Source organism: Vreelandella zhuhanensis (assembly GCF_009793355.1).
Lineage (GTDB): Bacteria > Pseudomonadota > Gammaproteobacteria > Pseudomonadales > Halomonadaceae > Vreelandella > Vreelandella zhuhanensis.
This window is the reverse complement of sequence record NZ_WTKP01000008.1, coordinates 161,469-179,254: the sequence shown is the minus strand read 5'-3', so window position 1 is coordinate 179,254 and position 17,786 is coordinate 161,469. Positions and strand designations below refer to the sequence as shown.

At 59.6% G+C, this 17,786-nt stretch carries 13 protein-coding genes; 2 read left to right on the top strand and 11 right to left on the bottom strand.

The window, feature by feature from the left end:
* The first annotated feature begins 247 nt into the window (after positions 1 to 247).
* Positions 248 to 4,099 (top strand): AsmA family protein, encoded by a 3,852-nt coding sequence (locus GPM19_RS12465; RefSeq protein WP_160419352.1) that lies wholly within the window; start codon positions 248 to 250, stop codon positions 4,097 to 4,099.
* Positions 4,096 to 4,416 carry a BON domain-containing protein gene (locus GPM19_RS12460; protein ID WP_160419351.1) on the top strand — a complete coding sequence of 107 codons (321 nt, stop codon included), beginning with the start codon at positions 4,096 to 4,098 and terminating at the stop codon, positions 4,414 to 4,416. The genes GPM19_RS12465 and GPM19_RS12460 overlap by 4 nt, the downstream gene beginning before the upstream one ends.
* A 9-nt stretch (positions 4,417 to 4,425) precedes the next feature.
* Here GPM19_RS12460 and moaA read toward each other — a convergent pair whose 3' ends face one another.
* From moaA to GPM19_RS12405, 11 genes are all read right to left on the bottom strand, one after another.
* Entirely contained in the window at positions 4,426 to 5,415 is a 990-nt protein-coding gene (gene moaA / locus GPM19_RS12455; RefSeq protein WP_160419350.1) for a GTP 3',8-cyclase MoaA, read from the bottom strand.
* Entirely contained in the window at positions 5,412 to 5,813 is a 402-nt protein-coding gene (locus GPM19_RS12450) for a putative zinc-binding protein (RefSeq protein ID WP_160419349.1), read from the bottom strand. Before GPM19_RS12450 ends, moaA begins: the two co-directional genes overlap by 4 nt.
* Positions 5,814 to 6,560 carry a Crp/Fnr family transcriptional regulator gene (locus GPM19_RS12445; RefSeq protein ID WP_160419348.1) on the bottom strand — a complete coding sequence of 249 codons (747 nt, stop codon included), beginning with the start codon at positions 6,558 to 6,560 and terminating at the stop codon, positions 5,814 to 5,816.
* Complete coding sequence (locus tag GPM19_RS12440; protein WP_160419347.1) at positions 6,520 to 7,785, bottom strand: molybdopterin molybdotransferase MoeA; 1,266 nt, start codon at positions 7,783 to 7,785, stop codon at positions 6,520 to 6,522. The genes GPM19_RS12445 and GPM19_RS12440 overlap by 41 nt, the downstream gene beginning before the upstream one ends.
* Positions 7,782 to 8,354: a molybdenum cofactor biosynthesis protein B gene (moaB, locus tag GPM19_RS12435; RefSeq protein WP_160419346.1), complete on the bottom strand. Its 573-nt coding sequence runs from the start codon at positions 8,352 to 8,354 to the stop codon at positions 7,782 to 7,784. Before moaB ends, GPM19_RS12440 begins: the two co-directional genes overlap by 4 nt.
* An 11-nt stretch (positions 8,355 to 8,365) precedes the next feature.
* The gene (locus GPM19_RS12430; protein WP_160419345.1) at positions 8,366 to 9,211 is read right to left on the bottom strand and encodes a peptidylprolyl isomerase; all 846 of its coding nucleotides are present in this window, start codon (positions 9,209 to 9,211) and stop codon (positions 8,366 to 8,368) included.
* Between the two features lie 39 nt (positions 9,212 to 9,250).
* A complete protein-coding gene (gene narI, locus GPM19_RS12425) occupies positions 9,251 to 9,934 on the bottom strand; it encodes a respiratory nitrate reductase subunit gamma (RefSeq protein WP_160419344.1) in 684 nt (227 codons plus the stop codon).
* 14 nt (positions 9,935 to 9,948) lie between these two features.
* Positions 9,949 to 10,758, bottom strand: coding sequence for a nitrate reductase molybdenum cofactor assembly chaperone (gene narJ, locus GPM19_RS12420; protein WP_160419343.1), 810 nt, complete (start codon positions 10,756 to 10,758; stop codon positions 9,949 to 9,951).
* Positions 10,751 to 12,313 (bottom strand): nitrate reductase subunit beta, encoded by a 1,563-nt coding sequence (gene narH / locus GPM19_RS12415; RefSeq protein ID WP_160419342.1) that lies wholly within the window; start codon positions 12,311 to 12,313, stop codon positions 10,751 to 10,753. The genes narJ and narH overlap by 8 nt, the downstream gene beginning before the upstream one ends.
* A complete protein-coding gene (locus GPM19_RS12410) occupies positions 12,310 to 16,092 on the bottom strand; it encodes a nitrate reductase subunit alpha (RefSeq protein WP_160419341.1) in 3,783 nt (1,260 codons plus the stop codon). The genes narH and GPM19_RS12410 overlap by 4 nt, the downstream gene beginning before the upstream one ends.
* Before the next feature lie 254 nt (positions 16,093 to 16,346).
* Positions 16,347 to 17,624: an MFS transporter gene (locus GPM19_RS12405; protein ID WP_160419340.1), complete on the bottom strand. Its 1,278-nt coding sequence runs from the start codon at positions 17,622 to 17,624 to the stop codon at positions 16,347 to 16,349.
* Between the last annotated feature and the right edge of the window lie 162 nt (positions 17,625 to 17,786).

The window sequence follows — 17,786 nt, the reverse complement described above, 5'->3', positions numbered from 1 at the left end:
AAATAAACGTTACTTTAAAATATTATTGACTAAAAAATTCAGTCTATTTTCTCGAATGGCCATAAAAAATAGGAACAAGGCATGTCATTCTTGCTACTACAACTTCCAAACTGACTAAATGCAGTTCCAAGGCTCAGCGACTACATTAATTATGAGAAAGGTGGGCCTGAGAAAAAAACTGCAATGAACCCTGCGCATGGCGAGGTGTCGATGCGCGTAAACTTCATGGTGCAAGGTAGCCGACATAATGCAACATCGAGCTTCAAGGTTCCTACGTTGGTGGTGGCTTGTCCCGGTCATTCTGGTGGCGCTTATCGTCGCTGCGGTGGAACTAATGTCCTGGAATTTTTTAAAGCCTGTCATCACCGAGCGTATCCAGGAGGCAACCGGGCGCTCGGTAGCCATACACGGCGACGTGGATATCACCCTGTCTCCTAGTCCACAACTATCGCTTCACGAGCTTGAGATCGACAACCCCGAATGGGCCACTTCACCCTACATGCTCGAAGCACAGCGAGTCAGTATCTCGGTATCAGTCAGCGACCTGTTCCAAGGGAAAGTGGTAATGGATGACATTGAAGTTGCCGGCTCGACCCTGAACCTGGAACAGCGCGCCGGCGCGCCCGCTAACTGGGCATTTGGTGACGAACAAGCCAATCAGCAAGCGCAAGCCGAGGAAGAGTCGTCTTCGCCCCTAGATATCCGCAACCTCTTGCTCTCCGACTCAGAGGTGCATTACTGGGCCGCCGATGCCGACACCCCGCTCGATGTCGCCGTTTCATCTCTACAAATGCAAGTGGACGACGAAACCTGGCACACCCAGGCGACACTGACATTTCAGCAACGACGCTTTGAACTGGAAGCACAAACTGACCCCATTAACGCCTTTATGGACGATACCCAGGCATTCGGTGGCGAACTGACGCTCAGCTCCGGCGAGAGCCAGCTCACCAGCACCTTCGAGGTTCCCCAAGCGCCGGCATTGGATCGATTAGAAGCGAATGGTGAGCTCAGCCTGCACAATCTCGCCGACTGGTCACAATGGCTGAAATTACCTCAGGTCGAGCTGGATAGCCTCGAGATAGCGGCACGCCTGGAACGCCAAGGCAGCGAATGGCGATTACACGACATCGACACAGCAATCGCCCAGAACCGGGTAACCGGCGAGCTGACGATGGATACCGCCGGTGAAGCTCCGAGCCTTGACGGCCAGCTGCACTCATCGCAACTCGATGTTGCTGCTCTACGCGCGGCCTTGCCGGAATCCGAGGAAGAGGGCCTATCCGTGCCCGTGTTACCCGATCTACGCGGAGACGTTGCTCTGTCCGTAGACCGTCTGATACTGGAGCAAGCGGTACTTCAGAACGTTCAAACTCAGGTACAGCTTGCCGAACACTCGGTTGCGCTTGAACCCCTGACGTTTGAGATTGCAGACGGCAATGTCGAGGCACAGGCAAGCCTGACCAGCAGCCCGAAAAGGGTTGCCGCAGAGGCCCAGATCAGTCTGCAGAATCTGGACATGACGGAACTCAACAGCGCCCTGCCCGCCGGCGACACTCTAGACGCCGAACTCTCTCTTGAGCTTCAGCCACTCGAGCAACGCTCGACGTTCGAGCTCGATACGCTGCTTGCCCAGTTGCGTATCGACAATGCTCGTCTAGCTTATCGCAACGCCGAGGCCGGCAGTGACCTCGAGGCGACACTCGAGACCACCGGCGAGCAAGAGCCGCCACGGCTGCTGCTCAATGTGAATGGCACCTTCCGCGACAAGCCGCTGGACATGCAGGTCAGAGGGGCTCCGCTACCCAGCCTGGTCGACCTGGAAGATGGCTCGCTGCAACAGGATTACCCGCTTAAAGCCGAAGCCACCTCAAACGGCTTGTTTGTTCAGGCGGACACCACCCTGGCCTCGATCCTGGCACCTCAGACGCTTGAAGCGGATGTGGTCCTCGACGCGGATAGCAGCCGGGCCCTGGAAGCCTGGCTCGGCCCAGTTTTGCCTCCTTTGCCCGAGTTTCGTCTCGCGGGCCGCTTGAGCCGTGATCATGAACAATGGAACGTCACTGGGCTTGAAGGTGAGATAGGCTCGACCAATGTCAGCGGTAACGTTGAAGTTTTCACTACCGAACGCCCGGCAGTGAACGTCGACCTTGAAGCCGGGCGCATCGATATCGCCCAGTTGATTTCCGCTACGACTCAAGCGTCGGACGATGAAGCACAGGCTGATGAAGCACAGGACGACTCCCTGCTGGCGCCGCTGCGCAGCTTCGATGGACAGCTGGAGCTAAACGCCAATACGTTGGTGTTACCCAATGGGCTCGAGCTGAATGAGCTTGCGCTGGACGCCGAGCTGGAGGAAGGCGGGCTGCGGGCGGAGCCTCTCCAGTTTCGCCTGGGTGACGGCTCACTTACCGCGAGCCTTGCGCTGGACGTGACGCAGTCACCCGCCTCCGGGCGCCTGGATATCGATCTCGATGACATTTCCCTGGCCAGACTGGGTGACACCTTCACCCCCATCGAAGACCGGCTTGGCAGAGTTTCCGGGGAACTGCACCTGGAAATGAGTGAAACGCTCCCCAGCGACGGACGCGACGATCTGCTGTTACCGTTCATCGGCCGTCTGAGTTTCGAGCCTTCGGAGCTGCGTTTCAGCGATCCGCAAGCCGACACCCAACTGACTCTGAACCTTGAAACTCAGGGCGCCGCCACGGGGGATCAGACATTCCAGTTGGAAGGAGAAGGTCGCTACGACGGTGCGCCGGCCTCCCTCAGTCTACAAGGCGATTCCCTGCTCAATGCCCGCGACCCGGACCGCCCCTATGCGCTGGATCTGGAGGCGGATATCGTCGACACACAAATCAGCCTGGAAGGCACGCTGCTGCGTCCCCTTGCCCTGGAAGGGCTGGACCTTGAGCTCGCTCTGAAAGGGCCGAACCCGCAACGCCTGAGCCGCCTGCTAGGCTTCGCGCTGCCGCAGCTTCCCCCTTATTCGGTATCGGGAGACCTGGACCTGGAAGACCAACGCTGGACCTTTACCGACATGCAAGGGGAAATCGGTGATAGCGATCTCAGTGGACGCTTGGCACTCGACACAGGCGCCACGCCGCCTCACCTGAGCGGCGACCTGCGCTCCGAGCAGCTCGATATCGCAGACCTGGGCTTCCTCGCCGGGGCGACACCAGAGGAGATCGAAGCCGACGACCGCTTCGTCCTGCCCGACACGGAGATCATCACCGAGGCATGGCAAGGAGTATCCGCGGATATAAGCTACAGGGGCGGATCCGTAAGTGCCGGGAATATTCCATTGAGCAACGTGGTGCTTGATTTTACTCTCGAGAATGGACGCGGACAGTTCGATCCTGTGGGTTTCGGCGTGGGTGAGGGAAGTGTTGATCTCACCCTCGACCTGGATGCCGGCACCCAACCCCCCAGCGGTACGATGCAGGTGGAAGTCCAGGGGGTGGATCTCAGCGATGCGCTACGCAACTGGGAGCTGGCTGACGACAGTGTCGGCACCATCGGGGGCCGCGGCAAGCTCTGGGTTGAAGGCGCTTCAGTCGCCGAGTTGCTGGCCTCCGCCGATGGCGGCGTGGTCTTGCTGATGACCGGTGGAAGACTCGAAGCCTTGCTTGTGGAGATCGCCGGGCTAGATGCCGGTCAGACGTTTCTGAGTTGGGTGCGGGGGCGTGACCCCATCCCGATCGATTGCGCTTACGCCGACCTTCAGGCGAGAGACGGCGTTACCCAGCTGGATACTTTCGTGGTGGACACCGCCGACACCACCTTCACCTTGGGCGGCCAGGTGAATTTGAATACGGAACGCCTGGATATCAGCATCATCGTCCATCCCAAGGACCCCAGCGTCTTCGTCGGGCGGTCGCCACTTCACCTAGGGGGCACCTTCGATAACATCGAAGTGAGCGTGCATAGCGAAGAACTTATAATGCGAGCCGGCTCCAGCGCCGCGCTTGGCGCCCTTGCCGGCCCACTCGCCGCCCTATTGCCGCTGGTGGATGTGGGCGCAGGTGCCGACATGGAATATTGCGAAGGGCTGATTAGTCGTTCACGTGAAGCCATAGACGAGGGGAGTATCGAATGATGCATCAACACCGCTGGCTCGGCATCCTGATGATAGAGGCTTTTTTCATGACCGGGCTTCTGGTCGGCTGTGCCGACACCCCGGTCAATGAATCCGCCAGGCTCGCGCAGCAAGATTCGGCTGAAGCGGTGCAGATCAAGGCCCGGCTTCTCGAAGCACCGGATCTGGCCGGTTCGGCCATCGACGTCGACCTGAAGGGCGACCGAGCCATTCTGGGCGGTTTCGTCGAGACCTCGCAGCAGCGCGAGCGGGCTGAAGCCATTACGCTGGACCATGAGCAGGTGAATGCGGTAGAAAACAACATCACCGTTAAATAACGCAGGTTCTCAGCCCCCGGTCATGTTCATGAAGCGTACCACCTGTACATCACCGTCTGTGGTGAAATGATGACGCTCGGGCTTGAAGCGCATGGCGTCGACAATCGCGGCCTTGAGGCGCTCCATGTCACCGGGATGGCGGCGTATCACGCTGCGCAAATCGACCGAATGCTCATTGCCCAGGCACAGCAGCAAGCGCCCCTCGGCGGTGACGCGTACCCGGTTGCAGGCCTCGCAGAAGTTGTGGCTGTGCGGCGAGATAAACCCGATGCGCGACTCACTGTCGGCCATTCGGTAATAGCGCGACGGGCCCAGGGTGGTTTCGGTGGTGGGTAATAGCGCGTGCTGGGCTTCGATGATGCTGCGCACTTCATCACTAGAACAGAATGTCTCGGCACGATCGTGCTCGCTCACCTGCCCCAGTGGCATTTCCTCGATAAAGCTGATATCCACGTTTTCGTTGCGGGCGAAGTCGACCAGATCGAGAATTTCGTCGTCATTGCGCCCCTTGAGAATCACGGCGTTGAGCTTGATGCGGGTAAAGCCCGCCTCGCGGGCAGCACGGATGCCGTCAATGACCCGCTTGAGGTCGCCGGTGCGAGTGAGTGCCCGGAAGCGCTCGGGCACCAGGGAATCGAGGCTGATGTTGAGCCGGGCAAGGCCGCCCTGATGCAGCGCCTTGGCATGCTTGACCAAGCCGCTGCCATTGGTGGTCATGGCAAAATCACGCAGCCCTTCAAGGCGACCGATGGCCCCGACGAGCGTTTCGATCCCCTGACGCACCAACGGCTCGCCGCCGGTGAGACGGATCTTCTCCACGCCCAGCTCGACGAAGGCTTGCGATACCGTGGCGATTTCCTCAAGGGTCAGCACTTGAGCGCGTGGCAGGAAGGTCATCTCCTCAGCCATGCAATAGACACAGCGAAAATCGCAACGGTCGGTCACTGATAACCGAACATAGCGAATCGTGCGGCCGAAACCGTCAACCAGGACACTCATTGGGTATTCTCCGTAGACATCTGCAGTCGGGCGATCAGCTCACCGACATCAGCTGAAACTTCAGTCACTTCATCCTCACCATAGAGCATTCCGCGCCGCTTGCGAAACCCACGTTCATAGAGTTTGACGTGTTCGGTGGGTTCAACGCCTGCATTGGCCAGGCAATGACTGGCGCAATGTAGCTGGCAACCGTCGATCGCAACGATAGGACGACCGGAGCGTGCCGTCCGCACCAGCCCTTTCACACCGCCGCCGACACCGGCGATACAGGACATTTCCGCTACGCCGCCATGATCCAGGCGCAGTGCCACGTCATTGGCCAACTGCGCTACATCGGAGCAGCCAGAGCAGGCATACACCAGGGTGGCGGCGGTCTTTTGACGGGCACGTTGTGGCATTTAGGTATCCCCTTCTATCAAGCACTGACGCAAGCGTTCCTCATCGAGGATCGCTAAATGGCGGCGATCCACTTGCATGATGCCCCGGTCACGCAACTTGGCCAGCAAGCGCGACAGCGTTTCCGGCGTCATGGAAAGCTGAGCGGCAAGCCAGTAGCGAGGAATGGTCAATGGCAATGTCTTGGGGCGCTGATGGCGCCCCGGGGGCAATTGACGCAGCAAATAACTGACCAGCCTGGCCATGGCGTCGGACTGAGTCACCAGCACCAAGTCTTCCAGGCGCTCACTCAACTCAAGGGCCATGCGGCTCATGAACTCTGTACGACAGGCCGGGTAGGCATCCAGCTGTTGGCGACATTGTTCTGCGGGAATCGCCAGCACTCGGGTATTACGTAACGCTTCCGCCGAGTAGAGATAAAACCCGGTGCGCGATGCCATGCTCAGTTCGCCCAGGGTACCGCCATGCTCCACGCAACGTATGGTAGCCAAGCGTTTCTCGCCGACACCATGCACCAGGCGCACGGCGCCACTGAGCACGATATACAGCCAGTCCGCTTGCCCATTCTGGTGAAAAATCCACTCATGCGCTTTCAGCGTCTGCACGTGAGAATGCCTCAGTAGCATTTCCACGTCGTTGATCTCAAGTGCCGCCAGCCAGCTGACCCCCCGGATCAGCTCCTGCAGGTTGACTGCATTAGGCGGCCCCTCAGGTGAGGAATTGGCTGCAGGGGCAATAGGTAACGTCATCGCCTTTTTTCACCTCACTACTTGGGTCTATGATCAGGTAGCCATGGGCCACCGCTGCGGCACTCAACATATGCGACCCCTGGCCACCTGCCAGCAACGCCACCGGTCCATGCTCGGAATCCTCGAGCACCACTCGCAGACATTCGTAGCGTTGACGGTTGGCACGATGCGCAAAGCCTGCCTTGACGGTAAAACGTTCAAGCCGATGCGGCGAACGTCCCTGACAGCCCTGAACGAACGGCAAGGTGAGAAATTGCCAGCCCACCAACGAGGCCACGGGATTGCCCGGCAGGCCGATCAACGGGACACCGGCGACGCTAACATCGTGCAGGGTGCCGAACGTGAAAGGCTTGCCGGGCTTGAGCGCGATGCCATGGAAATACAGGCTGCCCAAGGCATCCAGCACCGGCCGCACATGGTCTTCCTCACCGACCGACACGCCTCCGGTACAGATTACCATGTCGGCGCTGTCGCGTGCTTGGCTCAACGCCACCCTTAGCGCTTCGGCGGTATCCGCAATGATACCTTTATCCACCACCTCGCAGCCCTGCTCCGCCAGCAAGGCTTTCAGCATGGCCGCATTACTGTTGTACACCTGGCCCGGTACGCGTGGCGTGCCCGGCTCGATCAGTTCGTCACCCGTGGATAGCAGCGCCACCCGCAACCGCCGCTTCACGACGACCTCGGCAATACCATGGCTGGCAAGCAGCCCAATGGCTGCCGGACTTAACCGCTCACCCGCCGCCAGCACCAGATCACCATAGCGTGCCTCTTCCCCACGGCGGCGAATGTTGGCGCCGAGCGTGACTTCCTGAGCGACATGGACCCGCCCCTGCTCATCGCAGTGAACGCGCTCCTGGGGGACCACGACATCGGCTCCCTGGGGTACGGGAGCCCCGGTGAAGATACGCGCACAACCGCCACTTGGCAGGCTCATCACACCGGCACCGGCAGGAACACGTACCAGCACCGGCAGGCCGTCTCCTTGGCGTTGGCTCTGCTCAAGCTCGGCCAGGCGCATGGCATAACCATCCATGGCGCTGTTATCTTCGCTGGGCAGATCCAGGGCCGCCAGGGCGGATATCGCCAACACGCGTCCTGCGGCCTGAGAAAGCGGCAACGTCTCGGTGTCCATGAGCGGTACGGCGGCTTCGATCAGCCGGGCGCGAGCGTCCCATAAGTCGAGCAGGTCGGTGGTGGGATTATCCGCACAGCCACAGTTCATATGCTGACCTCCTGCGCTATTTCGGTGGAGCGGCTGGCACAGTGCTGGATATCCGGCAGTACCATGGCCACGAAGTTACAAGGCCGGGTCCTTGCATCCAGTTGCGCCGCGATAATTTCATCCCAGGCAGTGGCGCAGGCCTTGGGCGACCCCGGCATGGCGAAGACCAGGGTGCGGTTGGCCACGCCGGCCACCGCACGCGATTGAATCGTTGAGCCACCGATAGTCGCATAAGAGCGCTGGCGGAATAGCTCGCCGTAGCCATCGATGGTCTTGTCGAACAGCGGCGCCAGCGCTTCCGGCGTGGTGTCACGCACAGTGAAGCCCGTACCACCGTTGACCAGCACCGCCTGGATATCCTCGCGGGCGATCCATTCGCTGACCACCGCACGGATACGATAGATATTATCAGCAACGATCCGGCGTTCGACCAGCACATGACCTGCCGTGAGCAGTCGCTCGCTGAGCAGGTCGCCACTGCCGTCCTGGTCGAAACCGCGTGTATCCGAGACGGTCAATACCGCAAGCCCGAGCGCAACGAAAGGGGTCTGTGCATGAACATGGGCCATGGCAATCTCCACTACTGCATCAATGAACCGGCGGCATCGTCATCCAGAGTGACGCCCTCGACGCCGATGTCGGCTTCCAGCGCCAGAAGGTAATGGCGCAACGCCCGGCGGGTGGCTTGCTCGCGCAGACTGTGGTGTACATGGTCGGCGACCTGCTCGAAGGGTAACTCGCGCCCTTCAATGCGCTTGTCGATCAACACCACATGCCAGCCATAGCGAGATGCCAGAGGCCGCTCGTGCAGGCCTTCGGGCAGGTGCTGCAGGGCGCGGTCCAACTCGCCCACCGTCTGACCCGGCACCAGCCAACCCAAGTCACCGCCCATCTCTTTCGATGGGCAGGCGGAGTGGCGTTGAGCAAACTCGTCGAAGCGCTCGGGAATCGACTGGAGTTCCTTGACCAGGGACTCGCCTAGCCGGTACTGGACATCGCGCGCCGGGGCGTCGTCGGGTGCCGCTGCCAGCAGAATGTGGCGAACGCTCATCTGGGACGGCTCGCTGAAACGCGCCGGGTAGGAGGCATGAAAGCGACGGCAATCTTCCTCCGAGGGGGCAGGCACATCCAGCTCCTGCTCCAGCAGTTCAGCGATCACCGCATCGCTTTCATCTTCCATTCCACCGATTTCCATTCCACCAGCGTCCGCGCCTTTTTCCATCAGGCCAAGCTCGATGGCGCGCTGGATCAGAAGCTCGCGCACCACCAGGGCACGTGCGGCCTTGAGCTGTGCGGTGCCCGCGCTGTCCGCCGGGTGGTATTGCATTTCCTGAGCGATGCTTGCCTCTTCGATCAGAGTCTCACCGACCCGAACCGGTGGGGGGCTTGCGCCCCCGGGTAGCTGTTCGATATCGATCATTTGCATGTCATTTTTCCTTTACGCATGGCCGAGCAAAACCAGTTTTTAGCCGCGGCGGCGGACAATCTGATAGCGCCGAGTCACATAACCGAACGGCACGCTCCACACATGCACCAGACGAGTGAAGGGGAACAACAGAATAATGGTCAGGCCGATGAAGATATGCAGCTTGAAGATCCATGACACCTCAGCCATGTAATCCGCCGCGCCACCACTGAAGAACACGATGGATTGCGCCCAGCTGGAGAGTGTCAGCATCATTTCACCATCCAGGTGACCCAGCGAGAAAATGATGGTGATCATGCCCAGCGCCGCCTGGAAGACGATCAAGCCGAGAATCAATGTATCCATCATACTCGACGACGCCTTCACGCGCGGGTTGGTCAGGCGTCGATAGAGCAACATGGCGCCGCCCACCACGCACATGGCACCGGCGATGCCGCCGACCACGATGGCCACCAACTGCTTGGTGCCGGCATGCAGGAAGGGCTCATAGACCCAATGGGGCGTCAGCATGCCGAACAGATGGCCGAAGAAGATCACGATGATGCCGACATGGAAGAGATTACTCGCCAGGCGCATGTTTTTCGAGGACAGCATCTGGCTGGAGCCTGTCTTCCAGGTAAACTGGCCATGATCGTAGCGCATCAGGCTGCCGAGCAAAAATACCGTGCCGACCAGATACGGATAGTAGCCGTAGATAAGATGTTGCAGGTATTCAATGAACATGGCGATTCTCCTTTTTAGCGATCGGCCACGGTTGAGGAAGGGGAAGCCCCCCCGACGGACGGCATGATTCTGACGGGATCGCTATGCACTGCATTCTTGCGCTCGGCAAGCCGCCGTCCTTCGGCGGACTGCAATGCACAGTCCTCGTCGGAGGTCGCGGTAAAGCGCACCACTTCCTCTTCCCAGACCGCATCCAAAGCTTCGGGGGTATTGTCCGGCACTTCTTCCTTGACCTTGGAACGATGCATCTCGACATCGCCCTCGGCCCCGATCATCGCCAGCAGCGCCAGCGGCACCAGGGCATGATCGGCATCACGTTCTTCAAGGCGTGCGGTGAGCAGCGCCAGGATATGGCGAATTTCGCCCAACCAGCGGCCGATCTCGGCCTCGTCGCAATGCGAAAGATATTCCAGGAAGACCGGCAAATGGTCGGGTAGCTCGCGAGCATCCAGTTCAAAACCGGCGGCACTATATTCGGCCATCAGGTCGACCATCGCCTGACCGCGGTCACGCGATTCGCCATGCACGTGTTCGAACAACAGAAGCGAGGTAGCACGGCCCTTGTCGAACAGCGCCACATACTCGGCCTGAAGTTCGAGCAGCTCACCTTCCTGAATACGCTGGCACCAGTCCATCAGCGCGGTCTTGAGAGCCGCCCCCAGGCGGCACTCAGCGTCGATGACTTCGATCAATTCGCCACAGGCGTCCTGAAGCGCCTCTGTCGGATAGTCCAGCAAGCGGGCCAGTACGCGCAGGCTGCGCATGCCGAGTGCCGGCTCGAACGTTGGTTCGGTCGGCGTCAACTGGATAGTGGCATCAGTCATGACGAGCCTCCTCGGTTTGTTGTTTCGGGTCGAAGACATCCACCGGCTGGACCAGAGTGGTAGTCTGAGACCGGCCATTGAACAGGCTGGGCTTACTCTCGCCGTGGCAGCCGTCACCGAAGCTGAAGCCGCAACCGCCGCGTTCGGGGAAGGCTTCGGTGGCCATTTCGCGATGGCTGGTAGGGATCACGAAGCGATCCTCGTAGTTGGCAATTGCCAGGTAGCGATACATTTCTTCCACCTGCGCTTCACTTAAGCCGACGGCATCGAGCACCTTGGCATCGGTCTTGCCTTCCACATGCTTGCCGCGCATGTAGACACGCATCGCCATCAAACGCTTGAGAGCCAGCACCACCGGTTCTTCTTCGCCGGCGGTGAGCATGTTGGCGAGATACCTGACCGGAATGCGCAAGGATTCGATCTTGGGCATCACACCGTCGTACTCGACCTTGCCGGATTCGGCGGCGGACTGAATCGGCGACAGCGGCGGCACGTACCAGACCATCGGCAGGGTGCGATATTCCGGGTGCAGCGGCAGCGCCAAGCCCCACTCGATCGCCATCTTGTAAACCGGCGACGCCTGAGCGGCCTTGATCACATTTTCCTGGATACCATCCCGCTTGGCTTGAACAATCACTTCCGGATCATTGGGATCGAGGAAGATTTCGCACTGGCGATGGTAGAGGTCGCGCTCGTCCGGCGAGCTGGCCACTTCCTCGATACGGTCGGCGTCATACAACAGCACGCCGAGGTAGCGAATACGCCCCACACAGGTCTCGGAGCACACGGTCGGCATACCGGCTTCGATGCGCGGGTAGCAGAAGATGCACTTTTCGGACTTGCCGGTCTTCCAGTTGTAATAGATCTTCTTGTACGGGCAGCCGGAGATACACATCCGCCAGCCGCGGCACTTGTCCTGGTCGATCAGGACGATGCCGTCCTCTTCACGCTTGTAGATCGCACCGCTGGGGCAGCTCGCCACACAGGTCGGGTTCAGGCAGTGCTCGCACAGGCGCGGCAGATACATCATGAAGGTATTTTCGAACTGGCCGTAAATGTCGGCCTGCACCTGTTCGAAGTTGGCATCCTTGCGCCGCTTGGCAAACTCGGTGCCCAGGATTTCCTCCCAGTTGGGACCCCACTCGATCTTCTTCATGCGCTGACCGGAGATCAGCGAACGGGGGCGTGCCACTGGCTGGTGATCACCGATCTTGGCGGTGTGCAGATGCTGATAGTCGAAGGTGAACGGCTCGTAGTAGTCGTCCATTTCCGGCAGGTCGGGGTTGGCAAAGATATTCGCCAACACTCGCCATTTGCCACCGATACGCGGCTCGATCTTGCCGTCCTTGCGCCGCAACCAACCGCCCTTCCACTTCTTCTGATTTTCCCACTCTTTGGGGTAGCCGATACCTGGTTTGGTCTCGACGTTGTTGAACCAGGCGTATTCCATGCCTTCACGGCTGGTCCAGACATTCTTGCAGGTCACCGAACAGGTGTGACACCCGATACATTTATCAAGGTTGAGGACCATGCCTACCTGGGAACGAATCTTCATTTGACGGCCTCCTGCACGCTGTCATTACCTTCGCCATCCAGCCAGTCGATGTTCTTCATCTTGCGAACCAGAACGAATTCGTCACGGTTGGAGCCGACGGTGCCGTAGTAGTTGAAGCTATAGGAAAGCTGCGCATAGCCACCGATCATGTGGGTCGGTTTGGGACACACTCGAGTCACGGAGTTGTGAATCCCGCCACGTGTCCCGGTAATTTCGGAGCCGGGCACGTTCACAATGCGCTCCTGGGCGTGGTACATCATCACCATGCCGTCCTTGACCCGCTGGCTGACGACCGCACGAGCGGCGATGGCGCCGTTGGCGTTGTAGACCTCGATCCAGTCGTTGTCTTCTATGCCGATCGATGCCGCATCGGGTTCGGAAAGCCAGACCACCGGGCCGCCGCGATTCAGCGTCAGCATCATCAGGTTGTCGCTGTAGGTGGAGTGGATACCCCACTTCTGGTGCGGCGTGATGAAGTTCAGCGCCTTGCTCGGGTTGCCGTTGTCTTCGGGCAGCTTGAAGCCTCTGGCCGCCTTGGTGTCGATCGGCGGACGATAGACCAGCAGGCTTTCGCCGAAGGCGCGCATCCAGGGGTGATCCTGGTAGAACTGCTGACGGCCGCTGACGGTGCGCCACGGAATCATCTCGTGAACGTTGGTATAACCAGCGTTGTAGGAGACATGTTCATCTTCCAGACCGGACCAGGTCGGGCTGGAAATGATCTTGCGCGGCTGGGCGACGATATCGCGAAAGCGAATCTTCTCGTCTTCCTTGGGCAGCGCCAGGTGAGAGTGATCCCGCCCGGTAATCTTGCCCAGGGCACCCCATGCCTTGAGAGCCACCTGGCCGTTGGTTTCTGGCGCCAGGGTCAGAATCATTTCGGCGGCATCGATGGCGCTCTCGATCAGCGGGCGCCCCTTGTGCGGCCCGTCCAGCTTGCGATGGTTGAGCTTGCCCAGCAGTTCGACTTCAGAGTCGGTATTCCAGGCGATGCCCTTGCCGCCGTTGCCGATGCTTTCCAGAAGCGGGCCGATGGACGTGAAGCGCTCGTAGGTTTCCGGGTAGTTGCGCTTGACCTCGATCAGCGCCGGCATGGTCTTGCCGGGAATCGGCTCGCACTCGCCCTTCTTCCAGTCCTTGACCTCGACCTGAGCCAGTTCCGCCGGGGAGTCGTGCTGGTGCGGCAGGGTGACCAGGTCGGTCTCCTCGCCCAAATGCCCCACGCAGACCTTGGAGAATGCCTTGGCAATGCCCTTGTAGATATCCCAGTCGCTGCGCGATTCCCAGGCCGGGTCGGTCGCCGCGGTCAAGGGATGAATGAAGGGGTGCATGTCGGAGGTGTTGAGATCGTCCTTCTCGTACCAGGTCGCGGTGGGCAGCACCACATCCGAGTACAGGCAGGTGGTGGACATACGGAAGTCCAGGGTCACCAGCAGGTCGAGCTTGCCTTCCGGCGCCTCGTCATGCCACACGACTTCTTCGGGCTTCTGGCCGCCGAAATCACCCAGGTCCTTGCCTTGAATACCATGACGCGTACCCAGCAGGTACTTGAGCATGTACTCATGGCCCTTGCCGGAGCTGCCCAGCAGGTTGGAGCGCCAGATGAACATGTTGCGCGGGAAGTTCTGCGGAGCATCCGGGTCTTCCGCAGCGAAGCGCAGCTCGCCACTCTTGAGCTGTTGAACAGCATAGTCGGCGGTGGACATACCGGCGGCTTCGGCTTTCTTCGCCAGGCGCAGCGGATTGGTATCCAACTGAGGCGCCGACGGCAGCCAGCCCATACGCTCAGCGCGCACGTTGAAGTCGATCAGGCTACCCGGGTAGTCCTCGGCCTTGACCAACGGCGAGAGGATTTCCTTGATCTCGAGCTTCTCGTAGCGCCACTGGGAGGAGTGGCTGTAGAAGAAAGAGGTTCCGTTCATTTGCCGCGGCGGACGCTGCCAGTCGAGGCCGAAGGCCAACGGGGTCCAGCCGGTCTGTGGACGCAACTTTTCCTGCCCTACATAGTGGGCCCAGCCGCCACCGCTCTGGCCGATACAGCCACACATGACCAGCATGTTGATCAGACCGCGGTAGTTCATGTCCATGTGGTACCAGTGGTTCATGCCGGCACCGACGATGATCATGCTACGTCCGTTAGTCTTGTTGGCGTTGTCGGCGAATTCCCGAGCGATGCGCGTGCATTGCTCCGCCGAAACGCCGGTAATCTTCTCCTGCCAGGCCGGGGTGTAGGGGCGAATCTGATCAAAAGACGTCGCGCCGTCATCTTCGCCATCACTGGTGAAGCCCCGGTCGATGCCATAGTTGGCGCACATCAGATCGAAGACGGTGACCGTCAGCATATCGCTGCCATCGGCCTTCTTCAGACGCTTGACGGGCAGATTGTGGAACAGGAGGTCATCAGCAGCACCCGCCCCTGCGCCCTTCACATGCTCGAAGTGCTCGTGTTCGATGCCACCGAAATAGGGGAAGGCCACTCGCGCGACGCTATCGTGGTGCTTGGCCAGGCTGAGTAGCGGCTTGATCTCGGTGCCTTCGGCATCCAGCGATTCCAGGTTCCACTTGCCCACTTCGTCGCCGGTCTCGCCCCAACGGAAACCGATGGAACCACGCGGTACCACCAGCTGGTCGCGGGTTTCGTCCCAGGCGACGGTTTTCCACTCGGGGTTGTTTTCCTGACCCAGGGCGGCATCGAAGTCGCTGGCGCGCAACTGGCGGCCCGGGGCGAAGCTTCCGTCGTCACGCGCTTCGAGTTCCACCAAAAACGGCATATCGGTATAACGACGCACGTAGTCGGTGAAATAGGCACTGGGCTTGTCGAGGTGGAATTCCTTGAGAATCACATGGCCCATGGCCATGGCCAGAGCGGCGTCGGTGCCCTGCTTGGCGGACAGCCACTCGTCGGTCAGCTTGGAGACTTCGGCGTAGTCCGGGGTAATCGAGACCGTCTTGGTACCCTTGTAGCGTACTTCGGTGAAGAAGTGCGCGTCCGGGGTACGCGTCTGGGGCACGTTGGAACCCCAGGCGATGATGTAGCCGGAGTTGTACCAGTCAGCGGACTCGGGCACATCGGTCTGCTCGCCCCAGGTCTGAGGGCTGGCCGGCGGCAAGTCGCAATACCAGTCGTAGAAGCTCAGACAGACACCGCCGATCAGCGACAGGTAGCGGCTACCGGCGGCGTAGCTGACCATCGACATGGCAGGAATCGGTGAGAAGCCCATGATACGGTCGGGGCCGAACTCCTTGGCGGTATAAACGTTCGAGGCCGCGACCAGTTCGTTGAGCTCGTCCCAGTCGCCGCGCACGAAACCGCCCATGCCGCGGGCACGCTTGTACTGTTTGGTCTTGGCCGGGTCTTCGACGATGGAGGCCCAGGCATCGACCGGGTCAGGGTGCGCCTTGAGCGCTTCGCGCCACAGCGCCAGCAGCGGCTTGCGAACCAAAGGGTACTTGAGACGGTTGGCGCTGTAGAGATACCAGGAGTAGCTCGCGCCACGCGGGCAACCACGCGGTTCGTGGTTGGGCAGGTCGGGGCGGGTACGCGGATAATCGGTCTGCTGGGTTTCCCAGGTGACCAAGCCGTTCTTGACGTAAATTTTCCAGCTGCATGAGCCGGTACAATTCACCCCATGAGTACTGCGCACGACCTTGTCGTGCTGCCAGCGTGAACGGTAACTATCCTCCCAGCTACGGGATTCATCGCGGCTTTCACCGTGGTCGTTAGCGAAAGGCACACGGGCCTTGCGGAAGAAATTCAGCCGATCTATGAAATGACTCATGGTCGATCTCCAGGCTCCTCGAAAATTTTGTTACCTGCTGGACAGGTTCCATGGAGTCGATTGTGAGGGAACGACAAGCCGATTACTGCGTGATTACCTCCATATACACCCTCTCTACCTCCAAGGGGATAGATACCTGAAACCAGGGGGATAAGCCTATATCCCAAGCATCCAAAGGATAAAAACAAGGCAGACACGGAAAGTACCGGCAGCTGTGGCACAAGCGTGTCGAAAAGAGACAGCAGGAAGAGGCGTCAGGAGGACAGGCTAGCGGAGGGGTTGGCATGGTCCCACAGCATCAGCAACATGCAGACGGCCAAGGCGCCATACAGGAACATGAAACCGGCGGTACGAATACCAATCCATTCATTGCCCAGCACGAACATCAATGGCACCACGGCTGCGAACAGGCTACCCAAGGTCACTGCCAGGCCACCGACCAACGCCATTTCATTGGCATGATCGCGGTGTATCAGACGCATCAAGCTGCCCTTACCAATCCCCATGGCCATACCCATGACCACCAATAAACCGACGAAGACCGATAAGGAGGTGCTTATGTGAACCATTACTTCGCCGTGTACCCCCTCGACTCGCATCTCAAACGAGGGGTAGGAAAGCAAGAACAGACACCCCAGCACGCAGGCGCTGAGCCACCAGCGCAGCGTACGAAAATCTCGCCAGTCGGCCAGCATTCCTCCCAGAATCTGTCCGACTCCCCCGGAAAGTGGGAACAACAGTGCCCACAAGGCGGCTGTTTTAAGCGGCAATTGATATTGCGCCGCCAGATAGCCCGGTAACCATAGGGTTAACGCCACAAAAGCACCGAAGAAGTAACTATAGATAAGCGCCAAGCGCCAGACCTGGCGTCCGAACAGGCTGGTTATCGCCAACGAATACGTCTTGCGAGAAGATGACGGGCGCAGTTTGTCAATCGCGTCGGCGTCATGATCGGCAAACAGCCATAACAGCACCGCTACCACCAATACCGGCAACAAATAAAGCTTGGGCGCCATTCGCCACCCATAGGCTTCGCTGATCAAGGGCAGCAGCAAATAACTCAAGCCCGCCCCTAGCATGCCGGCACCATACAGGCCAAGTGCCAGACCGACGCGTTGGCGCGGACACCAACGCGCCACGTACACCAACCCGGCAGCCAGCGAGCCGGCACCCAGGCCCAGTCCCGCACCAGCGGCGACAAACTCTCGGTAGTCAACGGCATGACCGATCCACCATAAAAAGGGGCAGATCAGCAGCAGACACCCGACCATCACGCGCCCACCCCCCTTGCGCTCCGCCAGGCGCGCCATGGGTAAGCTCGCCAAGGCACCGGTCAGCATGGGTACCGCCAGAAGCACGGCGAAAGCCACGTCACCAAAACCCAATGCGTCTTGCAGCTCTATGCCCAACACGGCGAAAATCGTCCAACAAGCGAAAACCAGCGCAAATGCCAGCGGAGACAACACCACCACCACCAGCGAGCGATAGCCATTGGACACCTCGGCGACGAGGGCTTCCTTGGCAGGTATCATAGGGTTGAACTCGCGAGGATATTGCTGGATTCTCGTCACAACCACGCGAACCGTCAAAAGGGCATTGGAGGTATTCTTTAAGAGGGTTGTACCTACCTAGTAGGGTATAATCGAGTGGTTTTGACACCACTCCAAGCCACTATTCCAAGCCACCATGCCATT

Excerpts from the sequence above, each read along its gene's own strand:
- GPM19_RS12410 (WP_160419341.1), bottom strand. The coding sequence starts at position 16,092 with ATGAGTCATTTCATAGATCGGCTGAATTTCTTCCGCAAGGCCCGTGTG.
- GPM19_RS12445 (WP_160419348.1), bottom strand. The coding sequence starts at position 6,560 with ATGACGTTACCTATTGCCCCTGCAGCCAATTCCTCACCTGAGGGGCCG.
- GPM19_RS12440 (WP_160419347.1), bottom strand. The coding sequence starts at position 7,785 with ATGAACTGTGGCTGTGCGGATAATCCCACCACCGACCTGCTCGACTTA.
- narI (WP_160419344.1), bottom strand. The coding sequence starts at position 9,934 with ATGTTCATTGAATACCTGCAACATCTTATCTACGGCTACTATCCGTAT.
- moaB (WP_160419346.1), bottom strand. The coding sequence starts at position 8,354 with ATGGCCCATGTTCATGCACAGACCCCTTTCGTTGCGCTCGGGCTTGCG.
- GPM19_RS12465 (WP_160419352.1), top strand. The coding sequence starts at position 248 with ATGCAACATCGAGCTTCAAGGTTCCTACGTTGGTGGTGGCTTGTCCCG.
- GPM19_RS12430 (WP_160419345.1), bottom strand. The coding sequence starts at position 9,211 with ATGCAAATGATCGATATCGAACAGCTACCCGGGGGCGCAAGCCCCCCA.
- moaA (WP_160419350.1), bottom strand. The coding sequence starts at position 5,415 with ATGAGTGTCCTGGTTGACGGTTTCGGCCGCACGATTCGCTATGTTCGG.
- GPM19_RS12405 (WP_160419340.1), bottom strand. The coding sequence starts at position 17,624 with ATGATACCTGCCAAGGAAGCCCTCGTCGCCGAGGTGTCCAATGGCTAT.
- GPM19_RS12450 (WP_160419349.1), bottom strand. The coding sequence starts at position 5,813 with ATGCCACAACGTGCCCGTCAAAAGACCGCCGCCACCCTGGTGTATGCC.
- GPM19_RS12460 (WP_160419351.1), top strand. The coding sequence starts at position 4,096 with ATGATGCATCAACACCGCTGGCTCGGCATCCTGATGATAGAGGCTTTT.
- narH (WP_160419342.1), bottom strand. The coding sequence starts at position 12,313 with ATGAAGATTCGTTCCCAGGTAGGCATGGTCCTCAACCTTGATAAATGT.
- narJ (WP_160419343.1), bottom strand. The coding sequence starts at position 10,758 with ATGACTGATGCCACTATCCAGTTGACGCCGACCGAACCAACGTTCGAG.